The organism is Myxococcus sp. AM010 (assembly GCF_013372585.1).
Taxonomy (GTDB): domain Bacteria; phylum Myxococcota; class Myxococcia; order Myxococcales; family Myxococcaceae; genus Myxococcus; species Myxococcus vastator.
Window position 1 is genome coordinate 49,781 of the sequence record NZ_JABXEO010000006.1, and the last position, 26,934, is coordinate 76,714.

The window sequence follows — 26,934 nt, forward strand, 5'->3', positions numbered from 1 at the left end:
AGGGATAACCGCGGGCGCGGGGCACGGTGGGAGAAACGACACGTGGAAGCGCGCGGGATGTCCGGATACGGGACTCCGATTCCCACGCACGCGCAACCGGACTTCTCACTTCGTCCAGAGGGCCTGTACGCCGGGGGTGGCACGCGGCATGCTCAGGCGTCCTGGACATGACGATGACCCTGGGCCAGGACCTCCGCTTCGCGCTGCGTCGGCTTCGTGGCAGTCCCACCTTCACGCTGGTCGCGGTGGTCACGCTCGCGCTTGGGATTGGCGCCAACGTCTCCATCTTCAGCGTGGTGAATGCCGTGCTGCTGCGTCCGCTGCCCATGCACGACGACGCGAGCCTGGTGCACGTGTACAGCCAGCGGAAGCAGGGGCCGGGGCCCACCTCCGTGCTGGACTTCATGGACCTGCGGGAGCAGAGCCGCACGTTGGACGGCTTGTCCGCGGTGTCGTCCGTGACGCTGACGCTGGCGGCGGACAGCGCGGACACCTCGCCGGAGAAGGTGCAGGCGGGGATGGTGACGGGCGACTTCTTCCCGCTGCTGGGCGCGCGCGTGGAAATGGGACGCGCGCTTCATCCCGATGACGTCCAGCCCGGCGCGCCGAAGGTGGCGGTGCTCTCCCATGCGCTGTGGCAGCGGCGCTTCGGTAGGAGCGCCGCCGTGCTGGGGCGCTCGGTGGACCTGGGCACTCCCGAGCCGTGGACGGTGGTGGGGGTGATGGCGCCTGGCTTCGACTTCCCCTCCCGTTCTGAGCTGTGGCTCCCGCTGCGCTGGGAAGAGGGCATGACGAAGCCCGAGGGGCGCGGGGCGCACTGGCTGGAGGTGTACGGCCGGCTGGGCCCAGACGTGGAGCTGGCGTCCGCGCGCACCGAACTCTCCGCCATCGCCCACCGTCTGGCGGAGCAGTACCCCCAGACGAACGAAGACAAGGACGCGCGCGTGGAGCCGCTGCGCGACATGCTGGTGGGCAACGTCCGTCCATCGCTCTTGTTGATGCTGGGCGCGGTGGGGTTGGTGTTGCTCATCGCGTGCGCGAACCTCACGCACCTCCTCCTGGCGCGCGCGGCCTCGCGTGAGGGGGAGGTCTCCGTGCGCATCGCCCTGGGCGCGAGCCGTGGCCGCATCGCGCGCGAGCTGTTGGTGGAGTGCGGCGTGCTCGCCGGCCTGGGCACGGCCGTGGGGTTGCTGGTGGCGATGTGGGCATTGGATGCGCTGGCCACGTGGGGGCCTCGGGACATTCCCCGCATCGACGAGGTGTCGTTGGATGGCCCCGTGCTGGCCTTCACCGCGGGACTGGCCGTGCTGACCACGCTGCTGTTCGGACTGGTGCCCGCGCTCCAGGCGGGGCGGCTGGACCTGGTTCATGGGCTGAAGCGGGTGGTGGGCGGCGGGGGTGGCGGCGCGCAGGGGCACCGCACGCGCTCCGTGCTCGTCGTGGCGGAGACGGCGCTGGCGGTGTTGCTGCTGGTGTGCGCGGGGTTGTTGCTGCGCAGCTTCGTGCACCTGCAACGGGCCGAGCCTGGCTTCGACCCCGAGGGTGTGCTGACGGTGAAGGTGGACTTGCCGCCGCTTCACTATGGCTTTGGCACCGCCGCGCCCGCGGCCTTCTATGACACGTTGCTCGGGCGGCTGCGGGCCTTGCCCGGCGTGGAGCAGGTCGGCGCGGTGAATGGGCTTCCACTGGATGGGGCCCGGTGGACCGTTCCCGTGAAGGACCCGCTGCGGCCTGTTCCGGAGGGGACGGAGCCCTGGCAGGCCAGCGTGCGCGTCGTGACGCCCGGGGCGCTGGAGGCCTTGCGCGTGAAGGTGCTGCAGGGCCGCGGCGTCTCGGCGGCGGACCAGGGCGCGGGTGGGCGCGCGGTGCTGGTCAACGTGGCGGCGGCGCGCCGCTTCTGGCCTGGCGAAGAGCCCCTGGGGCGCACGCTGGACACGGGCATGGACTGGGGCAGCGGTGCCATGGGCGGGCGCGTGGTGGGGGTGGTGGACGACATGGCGCTGGAGGGGCTTGGCTCGCCGTCCCTGCCGGAGGTGTACGTGCCCTACGTGCAGGCGCGGACCACGAGCATGGTGGTGCTGCTGCGCACGAAGGGGGCGCCGCTCGACCTGGCCCCCGCGGCTCGCGCGGAGATTCGTGCGTTGGATGCGAGCCTGGCGCCAGGGAGTGTTCGCACGCTGGCCTCGGTGGTTGACCGCACCGTGGCGCCGCTGCGCTTCTACCTGCTGCTGGCGGGGGCCTTCGCGGCGGTGGCGGTGGTGCTGTCGGCGGTGGGACTCTACGGCGTCGTGGCCTACGCGGTGCTGCAGCGCACCCGCGAGCTGGGCATCCGCATGGCGCTGGGCGCGCGTCGGGCGCAGGTGATGGGGCTGGTGCTCGGCCGCTACCTGGGGCTGACGGCCTGTGGGCTCGTCATGGGACTGGGGCTGGCGGTGGCCACCAGCCGCGGCCTCACGCACCTGCTGAGCGGCGTGCTGCCCACGGACCCATTGACGTACGCGGCGGTGGCGGCGGTGCTGTTGGCGGTGGCCGTCCTGGCGGTGCTGCTGCCCGCGCGCCGGGCCGCGCGAGTCTCCCCCGCGGTGGCGCTTCGGGCGGACTGAGCAGGCGTCCAGGGGCACTGCGTTTCACTGGGGCGCGCCTGGCATCACCCCGCGAGGTGGGGCGGACGAGCTTGGGGGCGCGCTCCAGGGGGCGCGTCGCACCGTGGCACCGGCTGGCAAAGCCGCCGGGCATGGCCACGGTTGGCTCCGGAGGCGAGGTGCGCCCTCCAGGACGAAAGGGGTCGGTCATGAAGCTCAAGGTGATGGGGATGATCGCGGGTCTGGCGTGGGGTGGCGCGGCTCTGGCGCAAGGCTCGCAGGAGCCGGCGATGCCGCCGGAACCTTCGACGCCGCAAGAGCCCTCAATGCCGCCGCAGGACCCATCGATGCAGCAGCCACCCAGCAGCGGCTCGGAGATGTCCGGCGGGATGGGCGGCAGCCAGATGCAGGGACAGCAGGAGCTGAGCGGCTCCGTGGTGGCCCTGCGGAGGGACAAGGTCTTCATCAAGGATGAGAACGGCGCGGTGGTGGCGATGGGCGTGAGCCACTCCACGCAAATCGATGGCAAGCCCATCGAGAAGCACCGGGACATCGACAGCCACCTCCGGCGTGAAATCAAGGAGGGGGACCAGGTCCGGACCAAGTTCAAGGTGGAGAAGACGACGGAGAACATGGCGTCTTCCATCGACAAGATGAAACAATAGTCCACGCCGCACGGGGATGGCCGCGGTCTGGAGCGTGACGGTGCAGGTTCACCGCCGCCCCGGCCGCGGCTTCCGCCGTTCGCGGAGGCTTGTGGGAGGCGCGGGCCTCCGCCTCTGCTCTGCCGCCGCCGTTCGAGCCGTTGCCTGCTCCCGGCGACCACGCCTGGTTGCCGCGGGGGGAGTTGGGGCCGGATGCGCACGACTTCAGCGAGGCGTTGAAGCTGCACCGCCTGCTCGACGCGATTGAGAAGGCGACGGGCCGGCGCCAGGCGTGGACGGAGCCGCTCTAATGCATCCGCGCCGCTTCCGCTTCGATGAGCCCGGCCAGGATTGTTCGGTGGCAGACCTGTTCGAGGATGCAGTCCTTTGAACAGAGGAGGGTCACCGTCTCACCCTGCCGCACTCGCCTGGCGAGCGCGGTGATGGCTTCTTGCTGCGACGCCATCTCCTGGAGGTACCGCTCGCGGTAGGCCTCCAGCGTGATGGGTGTGCGGCCCTTTCCATAGAAAGCGGCGAAGAGCTCCGGACTGGGCGCCAGGTTGCTCTGCCACGCGTCCCACGTCTCCTTGGCCTTGGGCAGGCCTCGTGGCCGGTAACGGCAGACAAGGACGCGGAAGCCGTCATCTGGCTCCGAAGGCACACACCAACGTTTGGTTTTGAGCGGCATCGCCGGGCAACCCTGAATCGGAGGGACGGTATTCCATCCGCGGGGGACCGGATTTCTTACCGGGACGGGAAGGGCTCTGGCCCCGTTGGCCCAGGGTGATGTCTCCAAGTGCTTGGAAATGCTGGCCTTGGGGAGTGGATCGGCGGCGGCACGCGCCCTGCTATGGGGTGATGCAGCAGCGTGACGGGGCAGCACGGGTGGCGGGCAGGACGGGGCAGCACGGGCGGCGGGTTGGACGGGGCAGCACAGCAGGACGGGGCAGCAAGGGCGGCGGGTCGGACGGGGCGGTAGCAGCACGTAGATCGGGCGGTACGAGCAGTACGCAGCACGGGCGGCAGGTAGGACAGGGCAGGACGCAGCAGCACGCAAGACAGTCAACGCACGATCGGGCTGACACAGACATCACAGGTCAGCAGTCGGTCACGATGACACAGACAGCACCAGTCAGCAGTCAGTCGCACTGACACCGTCAGCACGCGCTGACGCTGAACAGGCATCACAGGGCGGCGGGAAGGTCGGGCGTGGCGTAGCAGAACGGGGCATTTCAGCCCGTTTCAGTCGGACGGCTCGGGTGTGTGGGATGGGCGAGTGGGAGCCGGTCCTCAGCGGAAGAGTTCATCCGCGAGGACCGGTTCGCCTCATCAACGCTCAGAGATTGAATCCCACGTTACCGACAGAGATGCTGGGGCCGAAGATGAAGGACCACTTGCTCGACGGAACGACCGGGTCCAGCGAAGGGTCTCCCCCCGTGCGGCGCCGGATGTCTCCGCGGAACTCGTAGGCCATCCACGCCTGCGCACCCACGGCGGCGCCCGGTCCAATCGGAACGCGAAGACCCAGACCCAGGACGACCGCGAGCGTCGGCGGGAACTGGATGTCACCCGACTGCGGCACGAGCCCCAGTCCCATCAATCCCGCTTCAATCCCAAGCAGCCGCTCCTGGCCTTCGTTGTTCAGCAACGCCAGGCGCGACACGACGCCGAAGTTGATGGCGAGCTGCCCGGTGGGTTCGGTGGCGCGGTAGAGGCCCGCGGGAATGGCGGCCGTCGTGTAGAGCCGGAAGAGGCCACCGGTGACGATGGCCGTCCACTGCGCGGACGGCAGGCCCGTGCGGTCCGTCGCGCTCAAGGCGTAGCGGGACTCATCCGCCACATGGGAGACCTGGACGGTGATGCGGTCGTACTGCCCCAGGTTGCCCGGGACGGGGATGTCGCGCTGCTCTCCCTGCGGACGCAGGAACATCCGCTGCTCGACGCCGCTCTCCCCGCGCACCGAGCCATCCGGCCTCGTGACGCTGATGCGGAGCAGGACCTCCTGGTTCCCATCCTCCGGCTTCAAGCGCTCACGGTGCACGATGACGCGACAGGTGTTGCGCATCTCATAGGGAATCCGGTGGGGGCGGCTGGGCTCCAGTTGCTGGTCCTTGCCGTCCTTGTCCGCGCAGACGAACTCCACCAGGTTCTCGATGCGGGCGGGCACGCTGGCCTCGCGCACCACGCGTTGGAAGCGCTCATCCACCATCACCAGGTCGGTGGTGGCCAGCTCTGCGGGCAACGTGGGAAGCCGGTAGCCGAAGCGCAGCGCCACGAAGGCGCCCGGCGCCGCCTCGCCCTGGATGAGGGTGACGGACTCCCGCGTCGTGACGCTGTAGGCGCCAGGCAGTGGCTCCAGCACGAAGCGTCCCAGGCCCGCGTTGGACGCCATGCTCACCTCGGCGGGCCGGTTGGTCGGGATGAAATCGATGGAGCCATGTCCGGGCAGCTCCAGGCTGGCACGGGGCACGGGGAGGGGCAGCGTCTTCGCCGTCTCCGATGCCACCACCGTTCCATCCTGCCGCGACGTCAGCGCGGTGATGGTGACCTGCTGGTCGGACGTGCCGCCCGTGCGCAGCATCACATAGGTGCCCTCCGCCAGCTTCACCACGCGCTCCACGCGGGCGCGCAGGCCGTTGACGGTCCACAGCAGGGTGCGCGGGTCGTGGGCGCAGACCGGATCCAACCGAACCACGAGCGCGGAGTTCTCCGCGCCGCGCAGCACCGAGCCCTCCACCGCCGTGAGCGGACACGCCAGCACGGACAGCGTGGTGGTGATGACCTGATCGAGCACGTCGCCCCGCGAGAAGTAGACACGTGGCACCAGCCGCGCGCGCAGCGTCACCGTGGCATCCACGCCTGGGACGTTGCGCACGGAGATGAAGCCCTCGTCCGGCTCGCAGCGGGCGATGCCGCAGTCGGCGGTGGCAATCGCCTCGGAGTGGCTGACGGGGACGCTGCCCGGCCCCTTCGACACGTCGATGCCGTTGGAGAGCACCAGGGGCTCGGTGAGGATGGTGCGGCCGGGGCGGATGCGGAGCGATTCGGGGTCCACCAGGTTCCCGAAGGCGTCGTAGGTCTTCACGTCCGGCCCGATGCGGCCGTAGGGAGGAATCCAGTACAGCGACGTGTCCGTGGGCAGGCCCTGCGGCACGGGCACCGCGCAGTCCGCGAGCCCCCGGGGCTTGGAGGGGGACAGACAGACGTCCTGCCCTTGCATGGCGGGGCGCTCCGGCTCGCCGCGCGGCTTTCCCGACCACGCGACGCCCAGGTTCAACAGGCCCACGCCGCGCAGCTCCAGCCGGCCTTCGTCCGGATAGAAGGAGGTCCCCGAGGAGTCGATGCGCGGCAGCGGCCCGGTGGCAATCACCGTGACGATTCGCTCGCTGGTCGCGCACTGCGCCGGGGTGTCGGCGACCTTGAGGTCCTGCGTGCGCATGTTGTCGTCCGGCCTGGCGGGCGGATGTACGGAGCGCCCATCCGGGCCCAGGCTCCAGCCGTTGCGGACCGGCCCGCAGACGACCCCCTGGGCCAGCACTTCCACGGGGCGGCCACCCTCTGGCACTTGCACGACGGGAGCGGCGGCGGCGAGCCCCGCGGCCAGCAGCGAGGCGAGAACGAGGAGGCGGACAGGGGGCATCACTTCGCTAAAGAGCGAAGGATGCCTCCACGGTCAAGCCCGATTGCCCGGCGGATATCAGGCGGCGGGCTGCGCCTCGATGCCCAAGGCCTCGTGCGCGAAACGGAACATTCGCTCATTGAGCTTTCCGAGAAATTCAAGCGGGTGCCGGCCGGAGCGGTCCGCCGCGTCCTCCAGCTTCTCCCTGCACCGCAGGTCTGCGCAGAGGTTCACCCCCACGCGACGCTTGTTGTCCACGGCGGTGGTGAGCAGGCACACCTCGTGAGCCGAGCCATAGCTGTGACACCACTCGCACATGCGGGTGACGGGCTCTCCGCCCAGGGAGTCCCGGCGGAAGATGATGCCAATGGGCTTGCGGCTGCCCGGCGCGGAGAAGATGAGGTACACGCGCGCGCCGGACGTCTCCGTCCAGGCGAGGTAGTCACGCACGAAGAGCGGGAAGGTGATGCCCGGGGGCATCTCGATGACGCGTCGGTCTCTGGGGCGGAAGGATTCGATGAGCGCCCGGTCGTTTTCGAAGCGGAACACGGCTGCTCCTTGGAGAACATCTGCCCCTAACAGTGGGGCGTGTCCGTTTCCACCGGAACCCACCAACCAGGCGAGCGCTCGCCCGGTGCACGCGCGTCCATGGGACCCAGGTCGAAGGGGCGAAGTGGCTATTCCCCGTCGCCGCTCGCCGGAGTACACATGCCGTGCCGGGCGGTGATGGACGCCGCCCCTTGAAACCCTCTGGAGGCCTCGTGAACTCGCCCCTTGTGCTCGACGCGGTGGAAGTCCTGTTCGCCTCGAGGGCGCAGGCCGCCTAGCCGGCCGTGAGGTCCGACACAGCGCGGCCGTGCGCTCCTCGGGGTGCCCTGAAGAACCAGGTGCGCCAGTGGCACCGCTCTGTCCGGAGTCCTTCCAACCATGTCGCTTGAAACCCTCGGCTGGGGTCCAGCCTTCGAACACGCATTCTCTTCGCTCGTCTCGCAGTCCCCGCTGCCCCTCGTCCCTGGCCGCGTCGTGCGCCAGCATCGAGGGCTGCTCACGGTCCAGACGGATACGCGCGCCCTGTTGGCGCGCACCGCGGGCCGGCTTCTCCATCATGCCCCTGGCGTCGAATCCCTGCCCACCATTGGCGACTGGGTGGCGCTCCAGCTCCCCGACGGGGAGGGCGAGGCGCTGCTCCACGCGGTGCTGCCTCGCGCCAGCGTGCTCGCCCGGCGCGAGGCGGGCAGTGAGCGCGACGGGCAGCTCATCGCCGCCAACCTGGACGTCGTGTTCCTCGTCGCCGGGCTGGACGGCAACTTCAATCCCCGCCGCATCGAACGGGCGTTGGCGCTGGCGTGGACCAGCGGCGCCGCGCCCGTGGTGGTGCTCACCAAGGCGGATCTGCGCCCGGACGCGGAAGCGCTCGTGGCGGAGGTGGAGGACCTGGCTCCGGGCGTGCCCGTGCTCGCGCTGAGCTCCTGGACGGGGGAGGGCATCGAGCCCCTTCGCGCGCAACTGCCGGCCGGGAAGACGGGGGCGCTCCTCGGGTCCTCCGGTGTCGGCAAGTCCACGCTGGTCAACCGGCTTCTGGGCGATGCGCGGCTGGCCACCCAGGCGGTCCGCGCCGAGGACGACAAGGGCCGTCACACCACCACGCACCGCGAGCTGTTCGTGCTCCCGGGCGGCGGACTGCTCATCGATGGGCCCGGCATGCGCGAGCTGGGGCTGTGGGGCGAGGATGACGGCATCGGCCAGACGTTCACTGACATCCTCGAGCTGGCCGCCGGCTGCCGCTTCACCGACTGCCAGCACCAGCGGGAGCCCGGGTGCTCGGTGCGCGCGGCCGTGTCGTCGGGGGCCCTGCCTGAGGCGCGGCTCGCCAGCTACGAGCGGCTGCGGCGCGAGCAGGCGTACCAGGCCCGTCAGCGCAATGCGTCCGCCGAGCGCGACCACCGGCGCCACGAGCGCAGCCGGACCTTGATGGGCTGGGAGGCATCACGCTCCAAGCGCCGGAAGAGCTGAGGCGTCCGTTCCTCGGGAGGCGGGTGGAGTGACCGCCTTCTGACGGCCCGGCCGCCCCACGGGCGGCCGGGCCCCGTGGAAGGCGCGCGGCGTGTCTATACTCCGCGCCCACCATGAAGAAGGACTCGCTCAAGGCTCGTCTGCGTCGCACGTTGCGGTGGGACCTCTGGATGACGTTGGGCCCCGCGCTCGTCATCATCAGCATCGCGTTCGCCGTCACGTTCTACTTCGTCAAGCCCGCGCCGCCGAAGAAGCTCGTCATCGCCGCGGCCGGGGACGAGGGCGGCTTCCGGTACTTCGCGCGTAAGTACCAGGAGATTCTCGCGAAGCACGGCGTCACGGTGGAGATTCGTCCCACGGACGGCTCGCTCACCAGCATCAAGCTGCTGGAGGACGAGCAGTCGGGCGTGGACGTGGCCTTCGTCCAGAGCGGGACGTCCGACGCCACCAAGGCGCCGCACGTCGTGTCCCTGGGGAGCCTCTCCTACGTGCCGCTGTGGGTCTTCTACCGGGGGCCCCTCATCGACGAGCTGAACGCCCTGCAGGGCAAGCGCATCGTCGTGGGGCCCGAGGAGAGCGGCACGCGCGCCCTGTCCACGAAGTTGCTGGAGGCCAACGGCGTGGGCGCCGCGCCCACGGAGCTCTTGAACCTGGAGCGCGACGAGGCCATCGAGCAGCTCAAGCAGGGCAAGGTCGATGCCGTCTTCATCGTGTCCCCGGCGGAGTCACCCCCCGTCCAGCGGCTCGCCCGGGTGCCGGACATCAACCTCCTCAGCTTCTCGCGGGCCGAGGCCTACGTGCGCCGCTACCCCTATCTGTCCCGGCAGGTGCTGCCGCGAGGCGTGCTCGACCTGGCCACGGACGTGCCGGACCATGACGTGGTGATGTTGGCGCCCACCGCGAACCTGGTGGCCACCGAGGCGCTCCACCCAGCACTGGCCTACCTCTTGATGCGCGCGGCCAGCGAGGTCCACGGCAAGGCCGGCATCCTGGACCGCACGGGCGAATTCCCGGCGGCGCTCGAGGCGGGCTTCCCGTTCAGCAGCGAGGCGCGCCGCTACTACGACTCAGGCGTTCCGCTCCTGCACCGCTATCTGCCGTTCTGGGCCGCCAACCTGGTGGACCGGCTCTGGGTGATGCTGGTGCCCTTCATCGCCGTCCTGGTGCCCCTGGGCCGGGTGGCGCCTGCGCTGTACCAGTGGCGCGTGCGCTCGCGCATCTTCCGCTGGTACGCGCGGCTGAAGGAAATCGAGCTCCAACTCGAGGAGGACCCGGGCCGGGACATGCTGGAGGAGATGCTGCGGCGGCTCGACGAGGCCGAGCGCGAGGTGAACCGCATCCCCATGCCCCTGGCCTACGCGGAGAACCTCTACTTCTTCCGGGAGCACGTCGACGTCGTCCGCCGCCGCCTCACCCGGCGCATCGCCGAATCCGGCGCGCCCTCGCCCGAGGGGCTCACGGCCCGGGAGAAGACCGCGTAGCCGCCGCGGCCTCAGGGCGCGAGCGCGTGCAGCAGGTTGACGTAGCTGTCGGACCAGACGCGCCTGTCCTTCAGCGTGGGCGGCGTGTCCACCGGCTGGAAGGGCAGCTCCTGGGTGAGGCGGGCCACGACGCCGCTGTTGGCGCTCATGGCGAACCAGACGCTGGGTGAGCGGCCCGACGCCAGCTCCTCGGCGGTGAGGCGCTCCGTCTGATTGACGAGCCCCTGGACTCGCAGCTCCGTGCTCAAGCGGGTGAGCACGGGGACCAGGTCGAAGAGCCGGCTGGAGACATGGAACAGCAGGAGCCCCTCCGGCGCGAGCTTCCGGAGATAGAGGCTCAGCGCCTCCTGGGTCAGCAGGTGCGTGGGGACGAAGTCGCTGGAGAACGCGTCGAGGACGATGACGTCGTACCCGCCGTCCTCGGCTTCCTCCATGCGAAGGCGCGCATCCCCCGCGAGGACGCGGAGCTCCGCCTGGCTGGAGCCGAGCATGCTGAAGTGCTGGCGCGCGAGCCGCTCCACCTCCGGATCCAGCTCGTAGAAGTCCCAGCGCTCACCGGGGCGGCCATACGCGGCGAGGCTGCCGATGCCGAGCCCCACGACGGCCACGCGCTCACGCGCGATCCGCTTCGAAGCCAGCACCCGGCCCACCGCGGAGCCCCGGTGGTAGTAGGAGAGCGGCTCTCCGCGCGCGTCCGGGTGGAGGTTCTCCACGCCGTGGACGGTGCTGCCGTGCTGGAACAGCCGCAGGCCCCCCGCGTCCTTGACCGTGTAGAGGCCGTAGAAGGTGCGCGAGCCTTCAATGCGCCCGCGCGCGAGCATCCACCCGGAGAGCACCAGCACGGCGACGACGAACAGGGCGGCGCCGCTGGACACGTAGGGCGCCAGCCTCGGGACGGGCAGCCCCTGGCCTCGGCGCATCATGTCCCTCGCCGCCAGCCCGCCCAGCAGGAGCAGGCCGGTGATGCCGTGGTCCAGGTAGGGGAGCGCCAGCGAGCCCAGCGTCAGGGGGACGACGAGGGCCAGCAGCAAGGTGCCCACCAGGCCGCCCAGCGAGACGTGCAGATAGAACGCGCCCAGCAGGCGCGGGTCCGACGGGCGGCACCACACGAGGTTGCCATGCATCAGCAGGCAGCCCACCCACAGCACCGCGCTGTGCAGCACCAGGGAGGGGAGCGAAGTCTGCGCGCGTGCCAGCGCGAAGATGGCCGCGCCCACGGCAACGGCGAGGCTCCCCAGCGCGAGCCGGTTCAACCCCGTGGGCGTGGGGGGCCGCTTGGAGAAGCAGACGATGAGCGTGAGCAGGTACAGCGAGAGGGGGAGAATCCAGAGCAGCGGGATGGAGGCGTCCAGCGTGAGGACGTTGGTGACCGCGAGCAGCAGCGCATTGGCGCTCGCGGACAGCAGCAGCCAGGTGATGCGGGAGGCGCGCGGCGCGCGGGGCACCGGCTCGCTCCGGGCCACTGGCTCGGACGTCGTCCTCCCACCCGCAAGCGCCGGGCGGACGCGCTGGATGCAGAGCAGCGCGGTGACGACGAACGCGCCGTAGCCCACGTACCAGACGCCCAGTTGTTCCTGGAGGTCGAGCGCCGGCTCCACCAGGAAGGGGAAGGTGAGCAGCGCCGTGAGCGCGCCCGCGTTGGACGTCCCGTAGAGGAAGAACGGGTCGCCCCGGGAGGGGTGCTCCGTGCGGGTGAACCAGCCCTGGGCGACGACGCTCGTCGTCGACAGCGCGAGGAACGGCAACCCCAGTGACAGCGTCAGCGTGAGCAGGATGCCCGCCACGGGGTGCAGCTCGAAGAGGTGCAGCCGGAACGGGAAGACGACCACCGCCAGCAGCACGAAGCCCAGGTGCGCCCAGCGGTAGCGGCCCTGGTGCGCGGCCACCGCGACGCGGCTCGAGTAGAAGTAACCGAGCACCAGCACCGCCTGGTAGAACACCAGGCACGTCGTCCAGATGGCCGCGCTGCTGCCGTAGGAGGGCAGCAGCAGCCTCGCGAGGATGAGCTCCACCTGGAAGAGCAGGAAGGAGCCGAGGAAGACCCAGAGGTGGAACAGCGTCCCCGTGAACGCGGGGGTCGAGGACTTCGGGGCGGGGAGGTCGGTGGTCATCCTGGGAGCGACTCGCGAGGGCCCATACACAGCGTGCGTGTGTGGCCGTGTGGGCGGAGCATGGCTCCAGGCGGCCCGAAAAAAAACGCAGGGGAGGCCTCAAGGTTTTCGGCGCCGTGCGTTTGAATTTCGAAGTGGGGATGGGGAGGAAGCAAGCCCGGGGGGGCTGTTGCTTCCAGAGGGGGAGGGCGCGCCGGAGTCGGGCCGCGCAGTCATTGGGAGCACGTCGAGGGGGCGTGCTCCCAATGTTTTTTTCTGGAGCTCTCGTCTGAGTGGCTCACGCGGCGGGGAGTGCGTCGGGGGGCGCGCTCCCCGCTGTGTTTTTTCAGGGGCCTGCTTCAGCCGGGCCCGGTCTCCCGGGCCCCGGCCGTGCCAGCGGGACTACTCGGCGTTGGACGAGGGCATGACCTTGATGGGCTGTCCGTCGTCGCCCGTCACCGTCGTGCCCTCGGTCTTCTGCTGCGCCGCCGTGGGCGTGCCCACCGCGAAGCTGAACACCCTGGACAGGTGCGCGCCCCGGAACTCACCCGTGACGGTGACGACGAGGTGAGACTGCCCTTCACCCGGCGTGAAGCTCACGTCGAACTCGGACAGGGCGTCCTGGGTGAAGTTGCCACCCGACACCGGGGTGGCGGCGCTCTTCACTTCCAGGCCGTCCACGCCGGAGAGGCTGACCTGGACGTCGGTCGCCGGCGCGTCGAAGCGCAGGGAGACGCGGGCCTGGTCTTCACCCAGCTTCGCGTCCACCTTCACCGGCGCGCCGGCCTTCGTGGTGTCCGAGCTGGCGCCAGGGGTGGGGTTCGACTTCGACGGGGAGGTGCAGGCCACCTGCGCCGTGAGCGCGAGGAGACTGGACAGGGCTGCGATTGCCTTGAAGTTCATATGCGCTCCAGAAGTCACTGGCTGGTGATGGAGAGGGTGGGGAAGGGACTGTAGTTGCCGACCGCCTCCTTGAAGCCGAACACGACGACGACGTACCGCGCGTCCGCCTGGGTCGGGATGCTGACGGTCTCCGTGCCGGTGTAGCCGATGTCGGCGTCCGCCAGGCTCCCGCCCTGCCCGAAGACTTCAATGCCCACGTCCTGCGTCGCGTGGGTCACGCTGAGGGTCATGTTCCGGCCCGTGCCGGTGAAGACGTAGTACTGGTTCTGCTCGCGCTTGTTGTAGTCGAGCCCGCCCACCAGCGGCACCTCGGTGGTGTACGGGATGCCCGGCACGTCGGTGTAGATGGCGCGCAGCGGAGTGTCCCCGTCCCCGAAGTCGGAGGAGATGGACCCGATGTTGTAATAGGCCAGCATCAGGTCCACGTCCGCGGTGCTGACGCCGGACTGGGCCTTGAGGCCGTTGATGAACGAGCCGATGGTGGTCAGCGCGGGCGTCGCCTTCTGCGGGCCGACGAGCACGTCGTAGAGGATCCCCAGGTCGTACGACACCAGGTCGTATGGCTCGTTCACGCCGGAGTCGTACAAGTCATAGAGCAGGCGGTAGACGCTCATCTCGGAGAAGGCGCCCTTGCGCGGGTCGTCGGTGGTGGGCGGCTCGCTCTCCGCGTCGAAGCCGAAGGCGGCCAGCGTCGAGCCGCTCCACAGCGTGTCGACGTAGATGGGCTCCGGGAGCAGGATGCTGGCGAGCGCGTTGCCGTAGCCCTCGCCGAAGGCGAGGCGCGGGTCCAGGATGTCACCGCTGGAGTGCGGCCCGCCCGGGCTGTCCGCGCGGGACAGGTTGGCCTCGAAGTAGTGCCCCCACTCGTGGACGATGACGTGGGCGTCGAACTCGTCGGTGTCCATGCCTTCCCGGCCCAGCACGTAGATTTCGTTCTCCGTGGGGGAGAAGTGCGACGTGCCGATGCGGCCCTGCGGCTTGCTGCCCGACTGGGGCATGTTGTTCGGGCTCCAGTTCACCTTCAGCAGCGGGAAGTTGACCGGGCGCACGTCCATGAAGGCCCGCGACGCGGTGTACATGCTGTCGAGGATGGCGAAGGGCGCCGCGGTGCGCCGGCTGGCCGTGTAGGTGGTGCCCGCCCAGCCGTGGGCCGCGTGCAGGTCCTTCGTCGTCACCGTGGTGGTGATGGCGTCACCCACCGCCCAGATGGCGTTGTTGTCGGTGTTGTCCTCAATCTGGATTTCCGGCGTGGTCGTCTTGGCGAGCGCGACCAGGCTCAGCCCGCTGCTGCTGGAAGGGGTGTACGTGAACGAGTAGCGCCCCTGCTCGTCCGTCGTTCCCTCGACGAGCACGCGCGTGCCCTGTCTCACCTGGACCACGGCGTTGCGCACGGGCCGCGCGGAAGACTGGGCGAAGTCCAGGCCTCCCCGCCGCGTGGAGGGCGAATAGACGGCCGGGACGAAGTCATACGTCACCGTGCCGCTCAGGGTGATGGGGTCGCCCGTATAGCTGTCGTCATCATCACCGTCGTCATCGCCGGGACACGCAGTTGTGAGCGCCAGGGTGAATGCGAGCGCCAGCACCTTGCGGGTGAGGCCTCGGGTCGGCTTGCGAGTCACGTCCATTCGGTTCTCTCCCCCATGCCGCTCGCGCATTCGAGGGCAGGCGGGGCATTGTCGACAAGTCCGCGGCCAACTTCAAACGCACATTGGCCGCGGACCTGTCGGACCGGACGTCAACTCAGGGGAGCGGCCCGTCGACCAGGCGGAGCACGTCCGCCAGCACGCCCGCCGCCGTCACCGCGGCGCCCGCGCCGTAGCCGCGAATCACCAGCGGTGTGGGGCTGTAGCGTTCCGAGGTGAAGCTGAGCGCGTTCTCTCCGCCCTTCACCGCCGCCAGCGGGTGTGAGAGGGGCACCGGCACGAGCCCGACGAAGCAGCCGTCCTCCGTGACGCTGCCCATGTAGCGGAGCACCTTGCCCTCCTGTCGGAGGGCCTCCACGCGGCGCTGGAAGGCGGCGTCCACCTGGGGGAGCCGGGCGAGGAAGTCCTCCAGCGGCCCGGTGGCGTCGAAGTCCGACGGCAGCAGGGAGTCCAGCGTCACCTGCTCCAGCTCCACGTCGCGGCCCAGCTCGCGGGCGAGGATGAGCACCTTGCGCGCCACGTCGGTGCCGTGGAGGTCGTCGCGCGGGTCGGGCTCGGTGAAGCGCTTCTCCATGGCTGTGCCCACCGCCTGTGACAGGGGGACGCCTTCTTCCGTCAGGCCCAGGATGAACGACAGCGAGCCGGAGAGGATGCCCTCCACGCGCAGCACCTGGTCTCCCGTGCGCAGCATGTTCTTCAGCGTGTCGATGACGGGCAGCGCCGCGCCCACGTTCGTCTCGTAGAGGAAGCGGCGCTGGTGGCGGGAGGCCGTCTCGCGCAGCTTGCGATAGTGGCTCCACTGGCCGGCGTTGGCCTTCTTGTTGGCGGTGACGACGTGGAGCCCCGCCTCCATCAGCGACGGGTAGGCCAGCGCGATGTCCTCGCTGCTGGTGCAGTCCACGAAGACGGGCCGGCCCGGCCGCTTCGCGCGGGCCCAGTCGCGGAAGGTGTCCAGGGGCGCGCCGTCGCTGGCGGCCGACAGCCGCTGCTTCCAGTCCTCCAGGGGAAGGCCCTCGCTCGCCGTCACGACGCGCTTGCTGTTTGCGATGACGCAGACGCGCAGATCCACGCCGTGGGCGCGCAGCTTGGGCGCCTGCTGGTGGACCTGCCTGAGCAGCTCGCCGCCCACGCTGCCCACGCCGGCCAGCAGCAGCTCCACGACCTCCGTGGTGCCGAAGCACCGCCCGTGGACGTGGGCCAGGGCGCGGGGGCCGTCCGCCTCCGCGATGACGGCGGAGATGCTGCGCTCGCTGGAGCCCTGCGCGATGGCGGCGATGCTGCAGCCCACGTCCGCCAGCGCGCTGAAGAAGGTGCCCGCCACGCCCACGCGGTGGCGCATGCCATCCCCGACGATGCTGAGCACGGCGAGCCCGCGCTGCTGCTCGATGGTGTCCACCTTGCCCGCCGCGCGCTCCATTTCAAACGCCGCTTCCAGGGCCTGCACGGCGCGCTCCGCGTCCGACTGCTGGACGCAGAAGCTGATGGAGCACTCGCTGGAGCCCTGGGTGATGAGCACCACGGAGATGCTGGCGCGGGCCATGGACTCGAAGACGCGGGCGGCGGTGCCCGGGACGCCCTTGAGCCCCGCGCCCGCCAGGTTCACCAGGGCGATGCCGGGCAGGAAGGACAGGCCGCGCACCGGGTGCTCGGGAGGGGCGGCGTCGTCGGTGACGCGGGTGCCCGGGTGGTCGGGGCGGAAGCTGTTGCAGACGCGCACGGGGATGCCGCGCTCGCGCGCGGGCGCAATCGTCTTGGGGTGGAGCACCTTGGCGCCGAAGTACGCCAGCTCCATGGCCTCCTCGAAGCTCACCTCGGGCAGCGGGAAGGCCTCCGGCACCAGGCGCGGGTCGGCGCTGAAGATGCCGTCCACGTCCGTCCATATCTCCAGCAGCTCCGCGTCCAGCGCCGCCGCCGCCAGCGCCGCCGAATAGTCCGAGCCACCTCGGCCCAGGCACATCGTCTTGCCCCGGGCGTCACCGCCGAAGAAGCCCGGCATCAGCATCAGCCCGGGGCCGCTGGCCTCGCGCAGCGGCGTGAAGCGCGCCCGGCTCTCCTCCTGGAGCGGCGTGGCCTGGAGCGGGTCCCCGGCGCAGAGGATGACGTCCCGTGGCTCCACCGCGTGCGGCTCCAGTCCGCGTGCGTGCAGCAGCGCGCCCAGAATCAAGCACGAGGCGCGCTCGCCCAGGCCGGACAGGTGCGCGAGCACGGAGGGCGAACATTCCCGCAGGAGCCCCACGCCCTGCAGCAGCCCGCGCAGCTCCGAGGCCAGCGTGGAGAGTCCCTCTTCCAGCGAGCGCAGCCGCGGCTCCCCCAGCTCCGCCGCCAACTCGCGGAGGATGCCGCGGTGGACGTCCTCGAAGCGGCCGTGAAGCGACTCCACCGGCTGGCCTCCCTGGGCTGCGCGGGCCGCGTCCACCAGGAGGTTGGTGATGCCGGTCACGGCCGAGGCGACCACCATCACCCGCGTCTCCTTGCGCGCCGCCGCGGCCAGGTCCGCCACGCCGCGCATCCGCTCGGCGGTGCCCACGCTCGTTCCCCCGAACTTCATCACCCTCATGAGCGCACCTCTGCGTGGAAGGCGGCGAGGCGGGACGGCGTCGTCTGCGGGGAGGGCTGCATGTCGGGGCTCCTGCGGCATGTGAAAACAAAAAAGCCCCGCGCCGGAGAGCGCGGGGCCGAGCTGGAAACCAAGGTGGCTTCCGTGGCTAGACCACCCGCGCCCGGCGGGGAGTCGTCGTCGTGGTCGTCGTGGTGGTCAGCACGGTCGTCAGGACACACGCGCGGGCGAGGAGCGTCGTTCCCTCGCGCTGCACATGCTGGCGGTTGACGCCGTTCATGAAGGGAAGGCTGGCCGAACTTGCCGCGGCAAGTCAAGCAGGGGACCCGGCAGGTCGCCGCATGACAGGGAAGGGCTCGCGAAGGTCACCGCGAGCCTTCCCGGGCGTTCAGCTCGCCAGTCGCACGACCAGTTGGGTGAGGCCGTAGACAAGCACCGCCGTCAGCGCCGCGGCCGGGATGGTGAACACCCAGGCCCAGATGATGCGGCCGGCGACGCCCCACTTCACCGCGCGCCAGCCGCGGGTGGCGCCCACGCCGACGATGGCGCCGGTGATGGTGTGCGTGGTGGACACGGGGATGCCGAGCTGGGCGAGCGCGATGATGGTGACGCCGCCGCCCGTCTCCGCCGCGAAGCCGCCAATGGGCGCCAGCTTGGTGAGGCTGTGGCCCATGGTGCGGATGATGCGCCACCCGCCGAAGAAGGTCCCCAGGGCGATGGCCGCGTGGCAGGAGATGATCATCCACCAGTCGATGTGGAACGGCCGGTCCTTCCAGATGGTGCCGAAGAGCACCACCGCGATGATGCCCATCACCTTCTGCGCGTCATTGGTGCCGTGGCTGTAGGAGAAGATGGCGGACGACACGAGCTGCAGCCGGCGGAACCACGAGTCCACCTTCAACGGTGTCTGGCGGTGCACCGTCCAGGTGCTGAGCACCATCAGTCCAATGCCCAGCGTCATGCCGATGAGCGGCGACAGCACGATGAAGGCGGCGATCTTCGCGATGCCCGAGCCCACCAGGCCCGCGAAGCCGAGCACCGGCAGCGTGGCGCCAATCATGCCTCCGGCCAGCGCGTGGGACGACGAGGAGGGCAGGCCCCACCACCACGTCAGCAGGTTCCAGACGATGGCGCCCATGAGGGCGGAGAAGATGACTGCGAGCACCGCGCTGGGGCCCTGCGCCCGGAGCATCTCGAAGTTGATGATGCCCTTGCCCATGGTGTTGGCCACATGGACGCCCCCGCCAAAGGCCGCCACGAAGTTGAAGAAGGCGGCCCAGGCCACGGCCAGGTTGGGGGACAGCACTCGGGTGGAGACCACGGTGGCGATGGAGTTCGCCGCGTCGTGGAATCCATTGATGAAGTCGAAGATGAGTGCGACCGCGACGATGAGGATGACGGCGGCGAGTAGCATTTAGCTGTGCTCCAGCACCACGCCTTCGATGACGTTGGCCACCGACTGGCACTTGTCGGTGGCGGTCTCGATGAAGTCGTAAATCTCCTTCCACTTGATGATGAGCAGCGTGTCCGCCCCGCTCTTGAAGAGCCGGCCGACACCCGCGCGCAGGGCTTCATCCGCCTGCGTCTCCAGGCGCTTGATTTCCTTGCACCCGGCCAGAATCTGCTCCGGCTTCTTGATGAGCCGCAGCGCGGCCACCACTTCCTGCACCTTCTGCGTGGACAGGACCAGCAGGCGCGCCAGCTCCGTGGCGTCCGGCAGGCTGGACGGGATTTCGTAGTAGTGCAGGCGGGCGGCGGCGGCGTTGGTCAAGTCCAACACGTCGTCGATGCGGGAGAGCAGGGAGTGAATCTGCCCCCGGTCGAACGGGGTGATGAACTGCTGGTGGAGACGGTTGAAGGCGGTGTGGGTGACCTCGTCCCCACGGTGCTCCACGTCCTTGAGCGCCTGGACCCGCGTGGCGACGTCGCGGTAGTCACTGAGCAGCGCGTAGAGCATCTTCGCGCCTTCGACGGTGACGGCACATTGCGCATCGAAGTCGTCGAAGAACTCGTCCGACTTCGGCATCAGCTTCTCGAGCATCCGTCTCTCCAAGTCCCCTGGGGGCAGGCGATAACGCGCCCGTGACTACCCTAAGTGGAGAGAATCTCCAGCCTTCCTTTCTGCTTGCCTGTGGCTCCCTCCCTCGCTAGGGCGCGCCCGCCGAGGGGGCAGAGGGGGGAGCCAGGGCTGGTCGCCTTGGTCGTTGCCCGGCCGCTCAGACGGCGATGACAATCTTCCCGAAGTGGGCGCCGGACTCCATGTATCGCAGCGCCTCGCGCGCCTGCTCGAAGGGGAAGCTCCGGTCGATGACGGGCTTGAGGTGGTGCTGGGTGATGAGCCGGTTCAGGTCCTCGAACATGGCGCGGCTGCCCACGTAAGTCCGCTGGACGTCGAGCTTCTTGGGCTCCACCAGGGCGGGGTCCGGCCTGGCGAAGCCGCCGCTGAGCATGCCGATGAGGGAGATGTGGCCCCCGGGCTTCGTGGCTCGGACGGAGCGGGGGAAGGTCTGCTCGCCGGCCACCTCCAGGACGTGGTCCACCCCCTGGCCGCCCGTGAGCGCCAGCGCCTGCTCGTCCCAGTCCGGGTGCTTCTTGTAGTTGATGGTGCCATCCGCACCCAGGGTCCGGGCGTGCTCCAGCTTCGCGTCCTGGCTGGAGGTGATGAGGACGCGCGCCCCCAGCGCCTTGGCCAACTGGAGCGCGAAGATGGACACGCCGCCGGTGCCTTGCGCCAGCACCGTCTGGCCCGGCTGGAGCCTGCCCTCGGCGACCAGGGCGTTCCAGGCGGTGACGGCGGCGCACGGGAGGGTGGCGCCTTCCTCGAAGGACAGGTGCTCCGGGAGCAGGACGAGCCCTTCGGCGTCCACGACGACGTACTCCGCCAGCACGCCATCCACGCTGCCACCCAGGGCGTGCTGCGTCTTCTCTGGTGAGGGCGGGCCGTCCGTCCACGTCTGGAAGAAGGTGGGGGCCACGCGGTCACCCGGCGTCACGCGGGTGACGCCGGGGCCCACGGCCACGACCTCTCCCGCGCCGTCCGACACGGGGATGAGGGAGGAAGGGCGCGTTCCCGGATAGCGGCCCAGGGCGATGTAGAGGTCCCGGTAGTTGAGGGACACCGCGCGAATCCGGACCAGCACCTGGCCGGGGCCCGGCGTGGGGGCCGGCCGCTCCACCTGTCCCCACGCGTCGGCGCTCCCTGGCTGTTGCAGCTCGTAGGCTTTCATGTGGGCATGACTATCCACGGACCGTCAGGGCCGCCAGGCAACCATGCGGGGAGGGCCCGCTGGCTCGGTGGATTTGCCTGGGGTGGAATGTTTCGCCGCGTGCGCCTGTCCGCCGGCCAGGGGAGAGGGGCCGGCAAAGGGGTGGGCAGGGGCGGTAAACCCGGCTACATGCTGGCGGCAGGGGAGCGGCCCGCCGAACGGGACGCTCCGGCCGCTGACCCGGGTTCTCGCATGATGCCGACTTCTCCCATGCCGCTGTCTGTCGCGCCGATGATGGACTGGACGGACCGCAACTGCCGGTACTTCCACCGCCAGCTCAGCCGCCACACGCTGCTGTACACGGAGATGGTCACCACGGGCGCCGTCCTGCACGGCGACCGGGAGCGGCTCTTGGGCTACGACGCCGCGGAGCACCCGGTGGCGCTCCAGCTTGGCGGTTCGGAGCCGGCGGCGCTCGCCGAGTCGGCCCGCATTGGTGAGCAGTGGGGCTACGACGAAATCAACCTCAACGTGGGGTGCCCGAGCGACCGCGTCCAGTCGGGCCGCTTCGGTGCGTGCCTGATGGCGGAGCCGGAGCTGGTGGCGCGGCTGGTGGGGGCCATGCGGGAGGCGGTGAGCATCCCGGTGACGGTGAAGTCGCGCATCGCCATCGACGAGTTGGAGGAGTGGCCGACGCTGGAGGGCTTCATCCGGACCGTGTCGGCGGCGGGGTGTACCCGCTTCATCGTGCACGCGCGCAAGGCGTGGCTCCAGGGGCTGAGCCCCAGGGAGAACCGCGACGTACCGCCGCTGCGCTACGACCTGGTCCACCGGCTCAAGGCGGAGTTCCCGCACCTGGACATCAGCATCAACGGCGGCATCAAGACGTTGGACGCCGCCGCGGAGCAGTTGGGCCACGTGGACGGGGTGATGATGGGCCGCGCTCCGTATGAGAGCCCGTACCTGCTGGCCGAGGCCGACCGCCGCTTCTTCGGCGCCACCACGCCGGTGCCGCAGCGGCATGACGTCGTCGAGGCCATGCTGCCGTACATCGAGAAGGCCATGCTGCGCGGCGCGCCGCTGGGCGCAGTCACGCGGCACATGCTGGGGCTCTTCCAGGGGCTCCCGGGGGCTCGCGCGTGGCGCAGGCACCTGAGTGAGAATGCCCACAAGTCGGGCTCGGGGCCGGAGGTCGTCGTGGCGGCGCTGGCGAAGGTGCGGCGGGAGCCTGAAGCCGACGTCGCGGCCTGACCCCGACACCAGAGGGCGCGCGTCCAGGCTTGCTCCGCCGACGCATCGCTAGCGAATCGTGTTCGCTTCCTCTTCATTGTGCAGGTCGAAGATGGTGCCCTGACCATGCTTCTCCTCGAGAAGCAGGAATGCTTCTTCAGGGTCGGTCGCCATCACCGTCACTCGCAGGCCCGGCTTGACGAGGTCCTGGGTCCAGACGAAGCCTTTGTACTCCTTCAATTTCTTCTGGGTCATGTCGTGCCTCTTTGAAGGATGCAAAGCAGACATCACCACAACAGGCGGTCGCGCGTCACCGCCCGCACGGCGCCCGTCATGGTTTGCGAAGGGTTCCTTCACGGAGCGCGTCCAGCAACGCAGGAGGGTCGCCTTCACGAAAGGCGGAGAGCCCCGCCGCGAAGTCCGCGCGCGCCCCGTCCACGTCACCTTGCCGCGCACGCAGCACACCGCGCGCGTGCAGCAGCTCCGGGTCCACCTCGTCGCCCGTCTGGGACGCGAGCGCCTCGGTGAGGTCCTTCGCCGCGTCGTCCAGCCGCCCCAAGCGGGCCCGCGCGGCGGCGCGCTGCTGGAGCAGCCACGGGTTGCCCGGGGCCTCAGCAATCGCCAGCGTCCAGTCCCGCTCCGCCGCTTCATCCCGGCCCAGCGCCTCCAACGCTTCGGCGCGCTTCATGTGCAGCACCAGGGCCTTGCGGTAACCCGCCGAGACGAGCGCGTCGAAGTCCGCCACCGCCTCCACATGGCGGCCCAGGCGGGACAGGCACAGTGCGCGGTGCAGCCGGCTGGTGAGGTGGCCGGGGGCCAGCGCCAGCACGCGCTCGTACCACTCCAGCGCCTCCGCGGGGACGCCGCCCCAGATGGCCAGCGTCTGCGCCACCTCCAGCAGCACGCGGGCCTGCCGGGGATGGGCTTCCGCCAATGCCCGTGCGAGCGCGAGCGCGGACGCGTACCGCCCGCTGCGTCGCAGGCGGTCCACCTCCCGCAGCTGGGCGGCCAGCTCCGGGGGACAGGCTTCGCGTCCGTTGCGCTCCACCGCCGGTGCCTCAGCCGTTCTGGGGGAAGGCACGCGTCGCCGCGTCGTAGTCCGCCCACCAGCCCTGGAGCACCTTCATGTCGGTGGCGCGCGGCTCGTCGCCGGGGCCCGCCATGTCCAGGTACGCGTGCAGCATCGGCCGGAAGTAGGGGTGCGCGCAGCGGTCGATGATGTCCTGCGCGCGCCGCCTCGGCGAGCGGATGTCCATGTTGAGCGCATAGCCCTGCTCGGTGACGACGCACTTGATGTCGTGCTCGGTGTGGTCGATGTGCCGCACGTACGGCATGACACAGCTCACCGTGCGGCCGTCCCGCAGCCTTCGCGTGGACGGCGTGTGGACGATGCTCAGGTATGCGTTGCGGAAGAAGTCCCCCGAGCCGCCCAGTCCATTGACGATGCGCGAGCCGTCGATGTGCGTGGAGTTGACGTGCCCGTAGATGTCCACCTCGATGGGGGTGTTCATCGCGATGACGAAGAGACGGGAGATGATTTCGGGGCTGTTGGACAGCCACATGGGCCGCAGCACCAGCCGGTCCTTGCTCCGCTCGAACATGTCGAGGAAGCGCTGGCGGCCCTCGGCGGAGAACGACACCGCGGTGGCGGACGCGTATTCGAACTTCGCGTCGTCCTCCACGTAGCGCAGCATCCCGTCCTGGAAGACCTCGGTCCAGAAGCGGATCTTCTGGAATGGCGACTCGTAGAGCTGGCCGATGATGGCGTTGGCCACGTTGCCCACGCCGGACTGGATGGGCGGCAGGCGCTTGCCCCACTGGAACTGCTCGCGGCAGCGCATCAGGAAGTCGATGACGTGCTCCGCGATGCGCTTGGCGGTGTCATCCGCCGCCTTGAAGGGCACCGGGTGGTCGGGCGTGCGGGACTCCACCACCGCCACCACCTTGCGCAGGTCGAACTCCACGTAGGGGTTGCCGATGCGGTCCCTCACGTTCACCAGCGGCAGCGGCCAGCCCACGTGCGGATGGACGGCGGGTAGGACGATGTCGTGGAAGCCTGTGTAGTCCGGCCCGGAGGTGTTGACCTCGAGCACAATCTTCTTCGCGCGGGCGAGCGCCTCCGCGCTGATGCCCACCGACGAGGTGAGGATGACGCTGCCATTCTTGCGGATGCGGGACACCTCGACGACGGCCACGTCGATGTCGCCGTAGAAGCCGTACATCAGGTTGCGCGCGAAGGCGGACAGGTGGACGTCCGTGAAGTCCATCTCCCCCGCATGGATGCGGCGCCGCGAAGCGGGCGAGGACATGTACGGACCGCGCCTGGCGATGAAGGGCGCCATGGGGCCCTCCACGTCCTCGGACAGGGACGCGCCGGACAGCAGGGTGATGCGGGCGTCCGGTGCCGACTGAGAGAAGTGCCAGGCGAGCGCCGGCAGGAACGTCTTCGGCTCACCCGACTTGGTGAAGCCGCTGATGGCCACGGTGTTGCCGTGGACGACGTGCTTCACCGCCTCTTCGACGGGGACGACCTTCGCCAGCAGCTCGGCGTTCTCGATGCGGTCCTTCAGCGTGCTCGTCGCGCTCATTGGGCACGGGTGTAACACACCGCGTCTTGCCCGTGGCCCCGGCGTTGGCCGGGAACAGATGGGCAGGCAGGCTTGTTGGCGCGCCCGCGATTCCGTCCCCCGGTTCGCGGCGGGATGCCGTTAGGCTCCGCCCCCTCTTCAGCCCCTTTCATTGGGAGACATCCTCTACATGCGTAAGCTCTTCTTCGCTGGCGCGGGCATGGCCGTGCTCGTGTCCGCCGGCTGTGCGACGACCTCGCAGGAGTCCCAGAACATGGCCACCGCGCCTCAGCCGGCCGCCCCCGCCGCGCCTGCTGCTCCAGAGCAGGCCAACCCGCTGCTCGCGAAGTGGGCGGGCCGCCATGGCGGCGTGCCGCCGTTCGACCAGGTGAAGGTGGAGCTCCTCAAGCCGGCGCTCGAGGCCGCGATGGAGCGCACGCGCGGCGAGCTGGCGGCCATCGTCAATGACACCTCGGCGCCCACGTTCGAGAACACCCTCGTCGCGCTGGAGGCCGCCGGCAAGACGCAGAATGACGTGGAGACGCTCTACGGCATCTGGAGCTCGTCCATGAGCGGGCCGGAGTTCCAGGCGCTGGAGCGGGAGATGGCGCCGAAGATGGCCGCCTTCAGCGACGAAATCTACCAGAACGAGGCGCTCTTCCGCCGCATCGAGGCGGTGTACCAGGCGCCCGACAAGGCGAAGCTGACGCCCGAGCAGCAGCGCCTCACCTGGCTGCACTACACGCGCTTCGTCCGCTCCGGCGCGAAGCTGGACGCGGCGGCCAAGCAGAAGCTGGCGGCCATCAACCAGCGCCTGGCGTCGCTCTACACGTCCTTCAGCCAGAACGTGCTCGCGGACGAGGAGGGCTACACCGTCGTCCTGGGGTCCGAGGCGGACCTGGCGGGCCTGCCGGACTCCGTGCGCGCGGGCGCCGCGGCCGCCGCCGAGGCGCGCGGCCAGAAGGGCAAGTGGATCATCACCAACACGCGCTCCTCCATGGAGCCGTTCCTGACGTACTCGTCGCGGCGCGACCTGCGCGAGAAGGTCTGGCGCAACTACGTCAACCGCGGTGACAACGGCGACGCGCGCGACAACAACGTCATCATCGCCGAAGTCCTGAAGCTGCGCGCCGAGCGCGCCACGCTGCTGGGCTACAAGACGCACGCGCACTGGCGGCTGGAGAACGCCATGGCCCGCACGCCCGAGCGCGCCATGGAGCTGATGGAGGCCGTCTGGAAGCCCGCGGTGGCCCGCGCCCACGAAGAGGTCGCGGACATGCAGCGCGCGGCCAACACGGAGGGCGCGAAGCTCAAGATCGAGCCCTGGGACTACCGCTACTACGCGGAGAAGGTCCGCAAGGCGAAGTACGACCTGGACCAGAACGAGGTGAAGCCCTACCTCCAGCTGGAGAAGCTGCGCGAGGGCATGTTCTGGGTGGCCGGTGAGCTGTTCGGCTTCTCCTTCACGCCAGTGACGGACGTGCCGGTGTTCCACCCCGACGTGCGCGTCTGGGAGGTGAAGGACCAGGCCAGCGGACGTCACGTGGGCCTGTGGTACTTCGACCCCTACGCGCGCAAGGGCAAGCGCTCCGGCGCGTGGATGAACGCGTACCGCCGCCAGGAGCGGTTCCAGGGGGAGGTCACCACCATCGTCTCCAACAACTCCAACTTCGTGAAGGGCCAGCCCGGTGAGGCCGTCCTCATCAGCTGGGAGGATGCCTCCACGCTGTTCCACGAGTTCGGCCACGCGCTGCATGGCCTCAGCTCCAACGTGACGTACCCGTCGCTGGCCGGCACGGCGGTGGCGCGCGACTACGTGGAGTTCCCCTCGCAGCTGCTGGAGCACTGGCTGTCCACGCCCGAGGTGTTGAACACCTACGCGCTGCACTACCAGACGGGGAAGCCCATCCCCCAGGCGCTGGTGGACCGCATCAAGAAGGCCTCCACCTTCAACCAGGGCTTCGCGACGGTGGAGTACCTGTCCAGCGCGCTGGTGGACATGAAGCTGCACCTGGCGGGGTCCACGCCCATCGACGCGGATGCCTTCGAGCGCGACACGCTCAAGGCGCTGGGCATGCCGAAGGAAATCGTCATGCGGCACCGCACGCCGCAGTTCGGCCACGTCTTCGCGGGTGACGGGTACTCGGCGGGCTACTACAGCTACCTGTGGTCGGACACGCTGACGGCGGACGCCTACGAGCGCTTCACCGAAGGCAAGGGCGCCTACGACAAGGACGTGGCCGCGCTCCTGCGCAAGCACGTCTTCTCCGTGGGCAACACGCTGGACCCGGCCGACGCGTACCGCGCCTTCCGGGGCCGTGAGGCGGGCATCCAGGCGCTGATGCGCAAGCGCGGCTTCCCCGTGCCCGCCGCGCCGGAGAAGGCCGCGAAGTAGTTGC

Annotated in this window: 20 protein-coding genes; 7 read left to right on the plus strand and 13 right to left on the minus strand. The window is 69.8% G+C overall.

From position 1 onward, the window contains the following. Positions 1-167: 167 nt before the first annotated feature. From HV826_RS05530 to HV826_RS05540, 3 genes are all read left to right on the plus strand, one after another. Positions 168-2,603, plus strand: coding sequence for an ABC transporter permease (locus tag HV826_RS05530; RefSeq protein WP_255217053.1), 2,436 nt, complete (start codon positions 168-170; stop codon positions 2,601-2,603). Positions 2,604-2,791: 188 nt separating this feature from the next. Beyond that, positions 2,792-3,247, plus strand: coding sequence for a hypothetical protein (locus HV826_RS05535; protein WP_176415955.1), 456 nt, complete (start codon positions 2,792-2,794; stop codon positions 3,245-3,247). A 140-nt stretch (positions 3,248-3,387) separates the two neighbouring features. Then, complete coding sequence (locus HV826_RS05540; RefSeq protein WP_176415956.1) at positions 3,388-3,537, plus strand: hypothetical protein; 150 nt, start codon at positions 3,388-3,390, stop codon at positions 3,535-3,537. Here HV826_RS05540 and HV826_RS05545 read toward each other — a convergent pair. The 3 genes from HV826_RS05545 to HV826_RS05555 all read right to left on the minus strand — a co-directional run bounded on the left by HV826_RS05545 (position 3,534) and on the right by HV826_RS05555 (position 7,394). Further along, the gene (locus HV826_RS05545; RefSeq protein WP_176415957.1) at positions 3,534-3,914 is read right to left on the minus strand and encodes a DUF488 domain-containing protein; all 381 of its coding nucleotides are present in this window, start codon (positions 3,912-3,914) and stop codon (positions 3,534-3,536) included. The genes HV826_RS05540 and HV826_RS05545 overlap by 4 nt on opposite strands. A gap of 648 nt (positions 3,915-4,562) precedes the next feature. After that, on the minus strand, positions 4,563-6,866 hold the full coding sequence (locus HV826_RS05550; RefSeq protein ID WP_176415958.1) for a hypothetical protein: 2,304 nt from the start codon (positions 6,864-6,866) through the stop codon (positions 4,563-4,565). 57 nt (positions 6,867-6,923) lie between these two features. Further along, entirely contained in the window at positions 6,924-7,394 is a 471-nt protein-coding gene (locus tag HV826_RS05555) for an FBP domain-containing protein (protein ID WP_176415959.1), read from the minus strand. Between the two features lie 378 nt (positions 7,395-7,772). Here HV826_RS05555 and rsgA point away from each other — a divergent pair, with 378 nt between their 5' ends. Together rsgA and HV826_RS05565 are read left to right on the plus strand one after the other, a co-directional pair. Beyond that, complete coding sequence (rsgA, locus tag HV826_RS05560; RefSeq protein WP_176415960.1) at positions 7,773-8,858, plus strand: ribosome small subunit-dependent GTPase A; 1,086 nt, start codon at positions 7,773-7,775, stop codon at positions 8,856-8,858. 113 nt (positions 8,859-8,971) lie between these two features. Beyond that, positions 8,972-10,339, plus strand: coding sequence for a TAXI family TRAP transporter solute-binding subunit (locus HV826_RS05565; RefSeq protein WP_176415961.1), 1,368 nt, complete (start codon positions 8,972-8,974; stop codon positions 10,337-10,339). Between the two features lie 11 nt (positions 10,340-10,350). Here the strand turns inward: HV826_RS05565 and HV826_RS05570 are convergent, their stop codons facing one another. The 7 genes from HV826_RS05570 to HV826_RS05600 all read right to left on the minus strand — a co-directional run bounded on the left by HV826_RS05570 (position 10,351) and on the right by HV826_RS05600 (position 20,759). Then, entirely contained in the window at positions 10,351-12,450 is a 2,100-nt protein-coding gene (locus HV826_RS05570) for a spermidine synthase (RefSeq protein WP_176415962.1), read from the minus strand. Between the two features lie 381 nt (positions 12,451-12,831). After that, positions 12,832-13,332 (minus strand): hypothetical protein, encoded by a 501-nt coding sequence (locus tag HV826_RS05575; protein ID WP_176415963.1) that lies wholly within the window; start codon positions 13,330-13,332, stop codon positions 12,832-12,834. Between the two features lie 14 nt (positions 13,333-13,346). Then, the gene (locus HV826_RS05580) at positions 13,347-14,957 is read right to left on the minus strand and encodes a hypothetical protein (protein WP_255208545.1); all 1,611 of its coding nucleotides are present in this window, start codon (positions 14,955-14,957) and stop codon (positions 13,347-13,349) included. Positions 14,958-15,072: 115 nt separating this feature from the next. Beyond that, complete coding sequence (thrA, locus tag HV826_RS05585; protein WP_176415965.1) at positions 15,073-17,532, minus strand: bifunctional aspartate kinase/homoserine dehydrogenase I; 2,460 nt, start codon at positions 17,530-17,532, stop codon at positions 15,073-15,075. A gap of 388 nt (positions 17,533-17,920) precedes the next feature. Then, complete coding sequence (locus HV826_RS05590) at positions 17,921-18,946, minus strand: inorganic phosphate transporter (RefSeq protein WP_176415966.1); 1,026 nt, start codon at positions 18,944-18,946, stop codon at positions 17,921-17,923. Then, complete coding sequence (locus HV826_RS05595; protein WP_176415967.1) at positions 18,947-19,573, minus strand: DUF47 domain-containing protein; 627 nt, start codon at positions 19,571-19,573, stop codon at positions 18,947-18,949. 175 nt (positions 19,574-19,748) lie between these two features. After that, positions 19,749-20,759: an NAD(P)-dependent alcohol dehydrogenase gene (locus HV826_RS05600; protein WP_176415968.1), complete on the minus strand. Its 1,011-nt coding sequence runs from the start codon at positions 20,757-20,759 to the stop codon at positions 19,749-19,751. 231 nt (positions 20,760-20,990) lie between these two features. Here HV826_RS05600 and dusA point away from each other — a divergent pair, with 231 nt between their 5' ends. Further along, complete coding sequence (dusA, locus tag HV826_RS05605) at positions 20,991-21,989, plus strand: tRNA dihydrouridine(20/20a) synthase DusA (RefSeq protein WP_176415969.1); 999 nt, start codon at positions 20,991-20,993, stop codon at positions 21,987-21,989. Between the two features lie 48 nt (positions 21,990-22,037). Here dusA and HV826_RS05610 read toward each other — a convergent pair whose 3' ends face one another. From HV826_RS05610 to HV826_RS05620, 3 genes are all read right to left on the minus strand, one after another. After that, complete coding sequence (locus HV826_RS05610; RefSeq protein ID WP_163781489.1) at positions 22,038-22,223, minus strand: hypothetical protein; 186 nt, start codon at positions 22,221-22,223, stop codon at positions 22,038-22,040. A 76-nt stretch (positions 22,224-22,299) separates the two neighbouring features. Further along, entirely contained in the window at positions 22,300-23,016 is a 717-nt protein-coding gene (locus HV826_RS05615; RefSeq protein ID WP_176415970.1) for a tetratricopeptide repeat protein, read from the minus strand. A gap of 10 nt (positions 23,017-23,026) precedes the next feature. Continuing rightward, the gene (locus HV826_RS05620; RefSeq protein ID WP_176415971.1) at positions 23,027-24,556 is read right to left on the minus strand and encodes an acetyl-CoA hydrolase/transferase C-terminal domain-containing protein; all 1,530 of its coding nucleotides are present in this window, start codon (positions 24,554-24,556) and stop codon (positions 23,027-23,029) included. A gap of 169 nt (positions 24,557-24,725) precedes the next feature. Here HV826_RS05620 and HV826_RS05625 point away from each other — a divergent pair, with 169 nt between their 5' ends. Next, entirely contained in the window at positions 24,726-26,930 is a 2,205-nt protein-coding gene (locus HV826_RS05625) for a M3 family metallopeptidase (protein ID WP_176415972.1), read from the plus strand. Positions 26,931-26,934: the final 4 nt, after the last annotated feature.